The following is a 12,692-nucleotide window of genomic DNA, read 5'->3' as shown; positions in this document are numbered from 1 at the left end:
AGCAACCATCGCGCTTCGTTTGACACCGCGAGCGGCCAAGAATCTCAGCGGCCTTATGGAGTTCGCTGTTCGCAGCCATCAGCACGGTGTCATAGTGCGATCTGTCAGGGGCCGCCCCTCCCCATCGATCACGACACGACGAAGCTGGTCAGCAATGTCGCCGATGCGGCACTTGCGCCCAAGGAGGCCGCGAAGGAAACCCTGACCATCATCCGCGAGATCATCGGCAAGGATGTGAACGGCAGCCGGCGATACGGATAGGCAGGTAACCGGAAGATGAGGACCTGTCGACGACGTCGGTACTCATCTCCGGCGCTGCCGGAGTGCACGCCGAACGCATATCCGGCACCAACCGGTAAAGCCCTCGCCGAAACGGTCCGTCAGCCGACCAAAGAATGCCTCTATGACAAGCGCCCAGTTATGCCCCTCCTCGGGTTCCTCTGGGCCCGGCGGCACGACGACGTAGCCTATGCCTCGCAGCATCCCGGCGCCTCACTGCCGGACGGCGCGCAGCGGTTTTCCACTGCGCTGCGTCACGCCGACACCGGGGGCTACGCCAACTGCGGCGTTGGAAGCCGCGAGCAGCGGCTTGCCGCGCACCATGTCGGACGCGCGTTCCGCCAGCATGATGGTCGGCGCGTTGAGATTGGCATTGGGCTCCGACGGAAAGACCGAACTGTCGATCACCCTCAAACCGTCGATACCGCGCACCCTGAGCTCGCTGTCGACGACGGCCATGGCATCCTCGCCCATGCGACAGGATCCGCAGGGGTGATAGGTGCTTTCCATCGTCTCGCGCACCCAGGCATCGATCTCGTCGTTGCTTCGAACATCCTTGCCTGGCGCCATTTCCTCGCCGCGAAAGCGGTCGAAGGCCGGCTGGGCGATGATCTCGCGCGTCAGCCGCAGGCAGCGGCGGAAGCCCTCACGATCCTCCTCCCGGTCGAGATAGTTGAACAGGATATCGGGCTGCTCGTGCGCCTCGGGAGAGCGAAGGCGAACATGACCGCGGCTCTTCGGCTTGTTGGGCCCGGTCAAGACCATGAAGCCATGGCCGTCGACCGGCTTCTTGCCATCGTAGCGCATGGCGGCCGGCAGGAAATGGAACTGGATATCGGGCCATTGGAGCGAGGCGTCGGAGCGGATGAAGCCGCCGCTTTCAAAATGGTTGGAGACCGAAAGTCCCTTCTTGAACAACAGCCATTCCGCGCCGATCAGAGCTTTGCTCAACAGCCCCATCTTGCCGTTGAGCGTGATCGGCTCCCTGCAGGCATACTGGATATAGACCTCGGAGTGGTCCTGCAGGTTCTCGCCGACTCCAGGCAGATCGTGCAGCACCTCGACGCCAGCCTTTTGCAGCACGGCGGCCGGGCCTATGCCGGACCGTTGCAGGAGGTGCGGCGAGCCGATCGGCCCGGAGGAGATCAGCACCTCGCGGCTGGCCTTCGCTACGATGCGTTCGCCGCCGGCTTTCTCGTATTCGACGCCGACGACCCGCTTGCCTTGCAAGAGCACGCGCCGCGTCATGGCGTGGGTGACGACGTCCAGGTTCGGCCGGTTCATCGCCGGCTTCAGATAGGCATTGGCCGTCGACCATCGCACGCCGTCCTTGACGGTCATGTGCATCGGGCCGAAGCCTTCCTGCATATGGCCGTTCGGGTCGTCCGTCGCGATGTAACCCGCCTCGCTACCGGCATCGACAAACGCCTTGTAGAGCGGGTTCTTCATCCTGTTGCCGGCGTTGGTGGCAAGCGGGCCGGCGGCGCCGCGGTAGGCGTCGCCACCGTCCTGCCAGCTTTCCGCGCGCTGGAAATAGGGCAGGCAATTGGCATAGCGCCAGCCGCGTGCCCCCAGCTCCTCCCATTCGTCGAAATCACGGGCATGGCCGCGCATGTAGACGAGCCCGTTGATCGAGGACGAGCCGCCGATCACCTTGCCGCGCGGGCAGTGGACCCTGCGGCCATCGAGGCCGGGTTCCGGCAGGGTCATGTATTTCCAGTTATACTTGGTGCCGTTCATCGGGATGGACAGCGCCGTCGGCATCTGGATGAAGATCGACTTGTCGCTGCCGCCATATTCGAGCACCAGGACCCTGGTGGCCGGATCTTCCGAAAGACGGTTGGCGAGCACGCAGCCGGCCGACCCGGCGCCGATGATGATGTAGTCGTAGGTATCGCTCATTGCGGATATCCCGAAGTTACGGATAGAGGCCCCAGCCGCGCCCGCGGGCGAAAAGCCGGGTCAGGACATAGTGCACCGCACCGGCTGCAAGGCAGGAAGGCACGGAGGCGGTGAGGTATTTGAAGGCTGGCAAGCTCGCGAGCGTCTGTGGATTGAAGACGAGAACGTAGACCCCGAAACCGACGGCGAGCGCAAAGAGGCCGATGGGATTGAATCCGCCCCAGAAACGATAGGGACCGTTTTCCTGCGGGCCGTGCAGGCTGCGCATGTCGAGCTTCTGGCCGCGCAGGAAGAAGTAGTCGGCAATGCCAATGCCGGCGAGCGCGGAGTTGAGCGCGGACGTCCAGACAAGGAAGATGAAGAAGCCGTCATACATCTGCGGATAGAGGACCACGAGGCCGAGCGGGATGACGCAGAACAAAAAGAGGATCGCCCCCCAGGAGATGGCCCGCACCGACGCCGTGCCCACCTGCCGCAGACCGACGATCGAGGTGTAAAGGATGTTGGCCATGGAGGTCATGTTGGCAAAGGCGACGAAGAGCAGCGCGATGATGCCGATGATCGGGCCGGCGATCTTGGTCATCCAGATCGTCGGGTCGCTGTCGCCAAGAGCGACGGCGGCGAGAAGGCCCACGATTTCGCCGAGGGCGGCGGCACCGAAGATCCCGACGACGTTCGGCCAGAAGGCCGTCCGCTCGTTCTTGGTCAGCCGCGCCAGATTGCCGATATAGGGCCACCAGGAGAAGCCGGCGGCAAGGTTCACCTCGACGGCGATGATGAAGTTGAGCGTGTTGTCTTCGAAGGGCGGAGCAAGCGCCGGCATGGCCAAGAGCTCGGTCAAGGAGCGGTGCTGGAGGATGAGGTAGAGCATCACGATCATCAGGATCACCAGCGCGGGTGAGACGACCATGTTGAAGAACTTGATCGAGGTCGGCCCCTTGGCGACGATGAACCAGGTCACGAGGATGGCGCCGACGGCGGCGATGATCATCTTGATGCCGGTGGGATTGGCCGCCTCTCCTGAACTCAGCGCCGTCAGGCCGTCGATCGAACGGCCGAACATCATCGCCAGAACAGCAAGCCAGCCCATTGTGAGCACGACGACGGCCAGCACATAGACGACGCGGCTGCCGTTGTAGCCGAACTGGCTGCGCAGAGCGACGAACTGCTCGATGCCGTAGCGACCGGCAAGCGGGGTCGTGGACAGCGCCGTCAGCACGACGCCGACGATATTGCCGATGATGATGGCGGCAATACCTTCCTTCGGGCCGACGAACAGACCGACGGCACCGCCGATCAGGAAGGCCCAGGTGGCGATCGCCAGCGCCGAATTGGCGTAGGTGAATTCCCAGAAGCCCCAGAGCCGCTCCGAGGGCAGGAGCGGTGCATCGCCGCGTTCCGCGGCGGCACGGTTGGCGGAGGCTTCTTCCCGCTGGATTTCTGCGGCGGCAAGCCCGCCGTGGACTGCGTGATCGGTCATCTCATGCCCCCCAGAACCAGAAGCCAAGGACCAGCACGAGTGTCAGCGCGGTCATGGCGACATAGTCGATGACCGTCATCGTGCCTTCGAAACGGCGGCCCGCTTCGATATCTTCATAGATGCGGGCGCGGCGTCCCAGTTCGTCCTGCCAGGCGACATCGTTTTCCATGGTTCGTTCCCCTGTCGCGTCGCGCCTTCGGCGTCTCTCCGCGAACGAATTGCGGCTCCATCAGCCGCCGGTCTCGTGAACGGGCCGCCCATGGGCGACGGCCCGAAGAATATCGGAGCCGCCCCGGGCGCTTACGGCAGCGTGATCCACACCGCCTTGGTCTCCATCAGGTAATCGAGCTGCTCGGGGCCCAGGTCCTTGCCGAAGCCCGAGGCCTTGAAGCCGCCGAAGGGCATGGACGGGTCGATCGTGCTGTGCGCATTGACGTAGACCGAGCCCGCATGCAGGCGCGGGATGAGCGTGTGCACCCGCGCGAGGTCGTTCGAATAGATCGCGGCGGCGAGGCCGAAGGGCGTGTCGTTGGCCAGCAAAACCGCCTCGTCCAGCGTCTCGAACGGGCTGGTGACGAGCACCGGCCCGAAGATCTCCTCGCGCACGATGCTCATCTCCGGCCGGCAATAGGCAAAGATCGCCGGTTCGACGAAATGGCCCGGCCGGTCCGGCCTGCCTCCGCCATGGATCAGTTCCGCGCCTTCGCGGCGGCCGGCGTCGATGTAATCCGATACGACCTTCTTCTGCTGCGCCGAGACCATGGGACCGATGTAACAATCCCGGTCGAGACCCGGCGCGAGCTTGAGGGTGCGGGTCACCTTGACCAGCTCCTCGAGGAACGCGTCATGGACCGACCGCTGGATGTAGACGCGGGTGCCTGCATCGCAGACCTGGCCCGAGTTGAAGAACACGCCGTTTGCCACCGCGCGGGCAGCGCTCTCAAGATCGGCATCGTCGAGCACCAGCACCGGCGATTTGCCGCCGAGTTCGAGCGTGACGTGCTTAAGGTTGCCGACCGCCGTGCGGCCGACCTCCTGCCCGACCGGCGTCGAGCCGGTGAAGGTGACCTTGTCGATCCCCGGATGGGTCGACATGGCCGCGCCGATGACGCTGCCCTTGCCCGTCACGATGTTGACCACGCCATCGGGAATTCCGGCCTCCTGCACCAGTTCGGCAAAGCGCAGGGTCGAGAGCGAGGTGAGTTCCGCCGGTTTGACGATGACGGTGCAGCCGACCGCGAGGGCAGCCGCGAGCTTCCACGCCATGGTCTGCAGCGGAAAGTTCCACGGCACGATGGCAGCGACGACGCCGAGCGGCTCCTTGCGGGTATAGGCCAGGTAATTGCCGGGGATGGACGGCTCGACCGTGCGGCCGTGCAGCTTTGTCGGCCAGCCGGCAAAATAGCGGAAGGTATCGACCGTACCCTGGATATCAATCTCCCGGGCGAACGTCACCGACTTGCCCATGTCGATGGCTTCGATCTCGGCGAGTTCGTCCGCATGAATTTCGATGAGATCGGCGAGGCGGTGCAGCAGCCGCTCGCGCTCGAGCGGCTTCAGCAGACGCCAGGCTCCGCCGTCGAACTGGGCACGGGCAGCGCGGACCGCCCGGTCGAGATCGTCTGCCGTGCCGGATGGGCCTCGTGTGATCAGCCCGCCGGTCGAGGGTTCGAAGATGTCGAAGGTCGCGCCATTGCCGCTGTCGACCCAGGCGCCACCGATGAACATCTTCTGGGGCTTGGCCAGAAACCGCCGCGTCGCATCGCTGACGCCGTATTGATTGAGATAGTTGCGGACGCTTTCGTCCATGCCATTTCCTCCTCGTCGGCCGCCGCGGGCAAGCCGCCCCTCCCGGGGGTCTTCGATCAGCGCTTTTCGGCTCTTGCGTGGATGACCCGGCCAATGAGGTTCATGAGAACCTGCGCGGCCAGGATGGATGTGCCCCCGGTGTGATCGTAATCGGGGGCAACCTCCACCAGGTCGATGCCGACGATGGTGCCGCGCTTGGCGAGCGCCGCCAGGATCTCCAGCACCTCGTAGTAGATGAAGCCGCCATGCGACGGCGTGCCCGTGCCCGGGGCGATCGACGGATCGAAGCCGTCGATGTCGATGGTGACGTAATAGCGTGAGCCTGCGGGGATGCGGTCGACCACGCCCTGCGTGCCGAGTGCCCGGATCTGACGGACCGAAAGGATGTCGGAGCCCATCTTTCGGGCATCCTCATACCCTTCCTTGGCGGTGGAAGAGACATTGCGAATGCCAAGCTGGGACAGGCCCGAGACATAGGACTTTTCCGCCGCGCGGCGCATCGGGTTGCCGTGGCCGTAGCGCACGCCATGGCGCTCGTCGACGAAATCAAGATGAGCATCGATCTGCACGATGTGGATCGGGCCGTTCTTTTCGCAGTCCTCGGCAAAGGCGTTGATGCAGGGAATGTTGACGGAGTGGTCGCCGCCGAGAACGACCGGCAGGGCGCCCGCGGCAAGGATCTTGCGCACGCCGAACTCGATGTTGGCATGGCTCTTCATCGTATCGGTGTGAACAATGTCGGCATCGCCGATATCGACGATCGAGACCTTGTCGCTCGGCAGATAGGTGACGTCGTCCTCATGGTCGTAGGCGCCGCCATGGCCGAAGGAGAAGAGGGTCGAGGCCTCACGGATGGAGCGCGGTCCGAAGCGGGTTCCGGCCCGCCACTGGGTGCCGCAGTCGAACGGCGCGCCGAGGATCGCCACATCGGCGTCGATCGCATCCCAGTCCGGCTGGTAGGGATATTTGCCGAAGGTGCAGATGCCGACAAACGGCAGGTTCAGGCGGCCGGTCTCATAGGAATTGCTGGTCATGTACCCTCCTCCAAAGGTGGGAGAAGTGTGCCAAAGACAGATACGTTTAAAAGTATCTATGATTGCATGTTCACTTGTGCATTAATCAATGCATGATCAACAAGGTTCGCCACCGCGTCCTCAATCTCTCGCTCGGCGATGCCGAGCTCAGACTGCTGCGCGTCTTTGCCTCCGTGGTGCAGCACAGCGGCTTTTCCGCCGCGCAGTCGGCGCTGGGCATGACGCAGGCGACCATCTCCACCCACATGCGCCATCTGGAACAGCGTCTCGGCCTGCGCCTGTGCACTCGCGGTCGCAGCGGTTTCCAGCTCACCGAGGAAGGCAGGTCGGTCTATGACGCAGCACTTGAGCTCTTCGGCTCGCTGGAGAAATTCCAGAGCCGTATCGGCGAGGCGCAGGGCGAGCTTTCGGGCAATCTCAGCTTCGGCACCGTAGATGCGATGATCACCAATCGCGAACTCGACCTTCAGGGCGCGCTTGCCAGCTTCCATGCGAAAGCGCCACGTGTGCATCTGGAAATCGATGTCGCAGCACCGCAGGTGCTCAATCAGGGGCTACTCAATGGCTCCTATCAGGTCGTGCTCATGCCATCTGTTGGCAGCGTCACGCCGCATGTCCGCAGCCAGCCGGTTTTTTCCGAGGTGCAGAAGCTCTACTGCGCCGAGCGGCACCCCCTGTTTGCCTGCCCCGACGAAGACCTCACCGACGCGGTGCTGGCATCCCAGTCCTTTGCTGGCCGCACCTACATGCTCAACGAGACGATCTGCGGCGTAAATTTCACCTGGGCCGCGGCAACGCCGCATATGGAGGGCACACTGCTGCTCCTGCTTTCCGGTGCGTATATCGGTTTCCTGCCCGATCACTATGCCGAGGAATGGGTGCGCACCGGTCGACTCAGGGTTCTTGCCCCCGAGCGCATGACTTTCGAGGACATGTTTCATATCGCCTATCCCCGCAACAAGCCGTCACGCGCAGCCGAAACCCTGGCAGACGCGATCACCGAGAGTGCACGGAAGCCGCGCTGACGCCATTTCCCACCCGCCAAAGTACATTCATTGGTTTTCCGAACGCCACAGCGCCGAACGGCGATTATCTGGTGTTGAACGGATCGATACGAAGGCGGAAAGCGGCGGCCGAACCCGCCACCACCAATAACACCCGGACAATGTGGTGGAACACCACGAAGGGGACCTCTATCCCGAGCGAAAGAGCGATCAGGCTCATCTCGGCCACCCCTCCGGGCGAATATGCGAGGACCGTGCCGACCAAACGATCACCGGTCATGGCTGAGATGAGCAGCGCGAACCCAAGCGAGACGAAAAGCAACAATCCCGTCGAACCGACGGACAGCCCGATCACCCTGAGGATCAACTTGGGCGCGGTGTTGACGAACCGGCAGCCGACGGTGGCCCCGATCACCACCTGCGCTGCCGCCAGAAAGACGCTGGGGAGCTGGAAATCGGAAACGCCCGACAGGTGCAGTCCCGCGCTGGCAATCATCGGGCCAAGCAGATAGCGCGCGGGAAGGCGCAGGATCGACCCGGCCGCCACGCCCATCCCTATGGCGGCCGCAAACCAGGCAAGGTCCTTCGCCTCGACAGCTGAGAACGGGACGTAGCTTGAGCCGTTCCGGCCCATCTCTTCGCCCGTGATCAGTTGGATGACAAACGGCATGCAGAGAACCACGAGGAAGATGCGCGCCGCGTGGATGAGAGAGATCATCCTCTCATCGCCACCCCGTTCCGCACCCAACGTGACCATTTCGACAAGACCACCGGGCATGGCCGAAAAGAACGCCGTCGGATGGTCGAATTTCCCGACCTTGCGGAAGTAGACGTAGGTGACCGACGCTGCGACGACGATGAAGAAGACGAGCCCGGCAAGCGACACCAGCCATACGCTCGCATGTTCGAAAACCGCCGGCGAGAACGACGTTCCCAACATTGCCCCGATCGTCGCTGTCATCGGAGGACGCGCGAACTTTGGCATGGCAAGGGGAAGTCCCGCCAACGCCGCAAGCCCGCAGAAGATCATCGCGCCGAGAAGCCAGGCGAGCGGCAGGTGAAAATGCCACATCACCCATCCACCGCCCCCACCGATTGAAAGCGTCAGCAGAAACGTCGCAATGGCATGCATCTTCATTCTCCTCACTCGGCGCTATATCGCGCAGTTGACGAAGAATGCGTCACCACCGGCGGGCCGTCGAAGAACGCTCCGACGAGGCGCCGCCACTCCTGGAAGTCCTCGGAGCTGCGAAAGTCGACGAGATGGTTTTCGACGGTCTCCCATTTCACAAGCAGGCGATACACCGACGGGTTTTCCACGAGCCTGTGGAGGGAAACGCCGTGGCAACCCTTTGCCCGAAGGAAAAGCGGTGCCGCCTGCTCGACCCCCTTTTCGAAGTTCGCTTCCTGGCCGGCCTTCACCGTGATTTCCGCAACCTCAAGGATCATTGGCACCTCACGCGGGCTTGTGGCCGTGTTCGGCATCGATCGACCGTTCCTCGCCGGTTGCGATCATCGTGCGGGTCGCATCGACGGAGGCATAGACCCAGAAAATGCGCATGGGCTTGTCGGTCCGGTTGATGAAGCGATGCGGCACGTTTGCGGGAATCCACGTCGTGTCGTTCGTGTCGAGGTGATGCTGGACACCGTCGATCTCCGCGATCGCCTGGCCCTCGATCACCATTACGCTTTCCTCGCAATTGTGCTTGTGAAGCCCGATGGCGGCGCCGGGATCAAAGGCCGTGATGCCATTGATCATGCTGGTCGAGCCGCATTTGCGCGTGACCAGCGGCGTGGTGCGCGCGCCGCCGCCGCGGTCGTTGGTCGGCAGTTCATGCGGGCGAAGTATCGCTGGTTTCGTCATCAAAGCCATCCTCACTTTGCGGCCGCGGCTGGACCGATCCAGACGGTCTTGATGTTGACGAACTCGCGAATGCCATAGACCCCGAGCTCGCGGCCATACCCGGAACGTTTGATACCTCCGAAGGGATAACGTGGGTCCGATGCCACCATCCCGTTGATGAAGACAGCACCTGCATCGAGATCGCGGGCAAGCTTGCGCGCCCGCTCGACATCTCTGCTCCAGATCGCCGAGCCGAGACCGAATTCCGTCTGGTTCGCCAGGCGGATCGCGTCTTCGGCATCTCTTGCCCGAACGATCGCTGCAACGGGTCCGAAGGTTTCCTCGCGAAACGCCGTCATCTCCTCGGTCACGTGGTCAAGAACGGTGGGGGGATAATAGAAGCCGTGACCATCGATCGGCTTGCCGCCCATCTTGAGCGTCGCGCCGGCAGCAACGGTCTTTTCTACCTGCACATGAAGACCGCTCAGAAGATTGGCGCGCGCCATCGGCCCGATATTGGTATCGCGCTCCAGGGGATCACCGATCTTCAGCTTCGCGACCTCGGCGCAGAAGAGTTCGACGAAGCGCTCGGCAACGGCCGTCTCGACGATGAACCGTTTCGCATTGACGCAGGACTGACCGACATTGATGTAGCGCGCCTTGACCGCAACGGCGGCGGCCTGCTCGAGATCGGCGTCTGCAAGCACGATGAACGGATCGGAGCCGCCCAGTTCCAGCACCTGCTTCTTCAGCGCCTTTCCGGCCTGCGCGGCAACAATCGCGCCGACCTCGGTGGAACCTGTCAGCGTAACCGCAGCGATGCGATCATCGGCAATGATGCCGGCGACCTTCTGAGGCTCGATCAGCAGCGTGCGGAACAGCCCCTTGGGGCAGCCCGCCTCGTTCATGATCTCTTCGATGGCCAGCGCGCATTGCGGCACGTTGTTGGCATGCTTGAGGATAGCGCCGTTGCCGGCCGCGAAAGCCGGTGCAGCGAACCGAAAGAACTGCCAGAACGGATAGTTCCACGGCATGATGGCGAGAACGACGCCGAGCGGATCGAAGGCGACGACGCTCTCGGACGCATTGGATCTGACCGGCTCGTCAGCGAGATACCGCGGCGCATGTTCGGCGTAGAAATCGCAGTTATAGGCGCATTTCTCGATCTCGGCTTCGGCCTCGACGATCGGCTTGCCCATTTCGAGCGTGATCATTTCGGCGTAACGGGCCTTGCCGACGCGGAGCGCTTTCGCCATGCCGGAAAGCAGCCCAACGCGCTCCTCCACTTTAACCTTGCGCCATGCCTTCTGCGCCGCGGCGGCCGCGCAAAGGGCCGCATCGACAGAGGCATCGTCATGCGCTTCGAAGGTTGCCAACGCCTTGCCGGTTGCCGGATTGATTGCCGTGATCATGCGAGCCTCCTGTCTTGCCGCATCTGCTGCACCTTGGCGCCGATCACCTGCTTCCATCGGGGCAGGAAGGCGGCGCTGTCGATTGTGGTTCTGGAAGGGATGTATTCGAAACCGATCGCGCCCTCGTAGGCCTGCTCGACGAGGACATCGAGAAACGCTTCGAAGTCTATCGACCCGGTCCCGGGCTCACGCCGGCCGGGATGATCGGCGACATGGACATGGCCGATCCGGTGCCCGTTCATCGAAATCCAGCGCCGCAGGTCGGCGCCGGTTGCCTTGGCATGGAAGGTGTCCACCAGCAGCGAGACGTGGCCGGGGCCAAAGATATCCTGAATTCGGCTGGCATGGTCGAGCGTGGACAGGAAGTAGCCCGGCACCGCGGTCTCGCTGATCGCCTCGATAAGGACCTTGACGCTGGTGCCGACGGCCCGTTCCACGGCGTAGCTCAGATTGCGATGATAGGTTTCTGCTGCTGCAGCCACGTCGGCGTTGCCGGGCACGCCTGCCATCGGATGCACAAAAGGGCAACCGATGGCGACCGCATAATCGAGCGCCCGGTTGAAGCCCTCGAGAAAGTCCCCTTCCCGTCCTGGCAGTGCGGCGAGACCTTTTTCGCCTTTGCCGGCGTCACCGGCAGCCGCTGAGAGTTGCGCGAACGAAAGGCCGTGCGCTGCAAGGCGCGTTCGCATCTCGCTTGCGGAAACATCCCATGGGCTGGGGTGCTCGATGGCCGTGAAACCGGCGCGGGCAGCCGCTTCGATCCGTTCGACAAGCGGGAGTTCGGTGAACAGGTAGCCGATATGGGCGGAGAGGCGGTTCATCAGGCGGCCTCCTCGGATGTCCGGCCGGCCGGAAAGAGGACGCCGATGCGATCGCCTTCCTTCGTCAGGTCCGTGACCACGTTGTCGGTGATCGGAATTCCGGTTCTCAGCCGCTCGTCCTCGCGGCGCTGCTCCGGCTCGCCGGGCATCATGATTTCCTCGACGCCGGCGGCTTTCGGCAGCGTCTTGATCCGCTCGTAGAATTCGTCCATGCGCGCGTCGAAGCTCTCGAGCGACATGAAGAGGTCGGGCTTGATCGCGAAGAACAGGTGGCCGACGTTCTGCGGCTCGCTGTGGTCGAAGTAGAGGCTCTTTACGTCACCGCCGAAGTTTGCGCCGGTGAGTACGCCGGACATCAGGTCCATGAGTGTTGCAAGCACGGAGCCCTTGACGCCGCCGAACGGCAGGCAAACCCCTTCGAAAGCCTTGGCCGCATCCGTCGTCGGATTGCCGTCGACGTCGAGCGCAAGCCCCTCCGCGATCGCCTCGCCCTTCATCGCGGCAAGACGGATCTTGCCGCGCGCGATCACGGTCATCGCCATGTCCATCACATAGGGGGGGTACTTGCCGCCCGGGATGCCGGCTGCAATCGGGCTTGCACCAAGGAAGGTCGTGCGCCCGCCCCACATGGGGATCGCCGGCGATGAGTTGGTGAAGATCATTGAGATGTAACCGGCCTTGATCGCCTGCAGCGCGTAAAGCGCACCCATGCCAAAGTGGGTGCTGCGATGAACCCCGACCAAGCCGATGCCGTTTGCTGCCGCGAGTTCAACGGCTTCGTCGGTTGCCTTGTGGGCGGCAAGGAACCCCATGCCGTTGTCGCCGTCGACAAGAGAGACAGCGCCCGCGACTTTCTGGACGCGGATATCGGGCCGTGGGTTCACAAGCCCTCGCTGCAGCCGCTCGACATACATCGGGATCCGCGAGACCCCGTGGGAGTCGATACCGCGCAGGTTGGCCTTCACCAGATCGCTGGCGATGGTGGTTGCATGGGGCTCCGACATTCCGGTGCCGGCGAAGATCTTCGTCGCAAAGGCAGTCAGTTCGTCGACGGAGAAGTATGTGACTTTCGACATGGCGATATTCCTGGTTGATCGGTGACCGACGA

At 63.1% G+C, this 12,692-nt stretch carries 12 protein-coding genes; 1 reads left to right on the top strand and 11 read right to left on the bottom strand.

From position 1 onward, the window contains the following. Positions 1 to 492 precede the first annotated feature (492 nt). From betA to speB, 5 genes are all read right to left on the bottom strand, one after another. Complete coding sequence (gene betA / locus VGO12_RS13495; protein WP_327513259.1) at positions 493 to 2,181, bottom strand: choline dehydrogenase; 1,689 nt, start codon at positions 2,179 to 2,181, stop codon at positions 493 to 495. A gap of 16 nt (positions 2,182 to 2,197) precedes the next feature. Continuing rightward, positions 2,198 to 3,661: a cytosine permease gene (locus tag VGO12_RS13490; protein ID WP_327513258.1), complete on the bottom strand. Its 1,464-nt coding sequence runs from the start codon at positions 3,659 to 3,661 to the stop codon at positions 2,198 to 2,200. Between the two features lies 1 nt (position 3,662). Further along, a complete protein-coding gene (locus VGO12_RS13485; RefSeq protein ID WP_327513257.1) occupies positions 3,663 to 3,830 on the bottom strand; it encodes a hypothetical protein in 168 nt (55 codons plus the stop codon). Positions 3,831 to 3,961: 131 nt separating this feature from the next. Further along, positions 3,962 to 5,470, bottom strand: coding sequence for an aldehyde dehydrogenase family protein (locus VGO12_RS13480; protein WP_327513256.1), 1,509 nt, complete (start codon positions 5,468 to 5,470; stop codon positions 3,962 to 3,964). A 56-nt stretch (positions 5,471 to 5,526) separates the two neighbouring features. Next, entirely contained in the window at positions 5,527 to 6,504 is a 978-nt protein-coding gene (gene speB / locus VGO12_RS13475; protein ID WP_327513255.1) for an agmatinase, read from the bottom strand. Between the two features lie 92 nt (positions 6,505 to 6,596). Here speB and VGO12_RS13470 point away from each other — a divergent pair, with 92 nt between their 5' ends. Then, entirely contained in the window at positions 6,597 to 7,529 is a 933-nt protein-coding gene (locus VGO12_RS13470; RefSeq protein WP_327513254.1) for a LysR family transcriptional regulator, read from the top strand. A gap of 64 nt (positions 7,530 to 7,593) precedes the next feature. On the opposite strand, the gene VGO12_RS13465 is transcribed toward VGO12_RS13470, so the two are convergent. From VGO12_RS13465 to VGO12_RS13440, 6 genes are read right to left on the bottom strand one after another with little or no spacing between them, the layout of a single operon-like run. Next, a complete protein-coding gene (locus tag VGO12_RS13465) occupies positions 7,594 to 8,640 on the bottom strand; it encodes an AbrB family transcriptional regulator (protein WP_327513253.1) in 1,047 nt (348 codons plus the stop codon). Positions 8,641 to 8,651: 11 nt separating this feature from the next. After that, the gene (locus VGO12_RS13460; RefSeq protein WP_327513252.1) at positions 8,652 to 8,957 is read right to left on the bottom strand and encodes an antibiotic biosynthesis monooxygenase family protein; all 306 of its coding nucleotides are present in this window, start codon (positions 8,955 to 8,957) and stop codon (positions 8,652 to 8,654) included. A gap of 7 nt (positions 8,958 to 8,964) precedes the next feature. Next, positions 8,965 to 9,372, bottom strand: a complete 408-nt coding sequence (locus VGO12_RS13455) for a cupin domain-containing protein (protein ID WP_327513251.1) — start codon at positions 9,370 to 9,372, stop codon at positions 8,965 to 8,967. A gap of 11 nt (positions 9,373 to 9,383) precedes the next feature. After that, the gene (locus VGO12_RS13450) at positions 9,384 to 10,763 is read right to left on the bottom strand and encodes an NAD-dependent succinate-semialdehyde dehydrogenase (protein WP_327513250.1); all 1,380 of its coding nucleotides are present in this window, start codon (positions 10,761 to 10,763) and stop codon (positions 9,384 to 9,386) included. Then, entirely contained in the window at positions 10,760 to 11,584 is an 825-nt protein-coding gene (locus VGO12_RS13445; RefSeq protein WP_327513249.1) for a hydroxypyruvate isomerase family protein, read from the bottom strand. Before VGO12_RS13445 ends, VGO12_RS13450 begins: the two co-directional genes overlap by 4 nt. Then, positions 11,584 to 12,660, bottom strand: a complete 1,077-nt coding sequence (locus VGO12_RS13440) for an Ldh family oxidoreductase (protein ID WP_327513248.1) — start codon at positions 12,658 to 12,660, stop codon at positions 11,584 to 11,586. Before VGO12_RS13440 ends, VGO12_RS13445 begins: the two co-directional genes overlap by 1 nt. Between the last annotated feature and the right edge of the window lie 32 nt (positions 12,661 to 12,692).

Source organism: Ensifer sp., from assembly GCF_035999135.1.
GTDB lineage: Bacteria > Pseudomonadota > Alphaproteobacteria > Rhizobiales > Rhizobiaceae > Ensifer.
The sequence above is the reverse complement of the archived record's forward strand: the minus strand, read 5'-3'. Positions and strand labels throughout refer to the sequence as shown.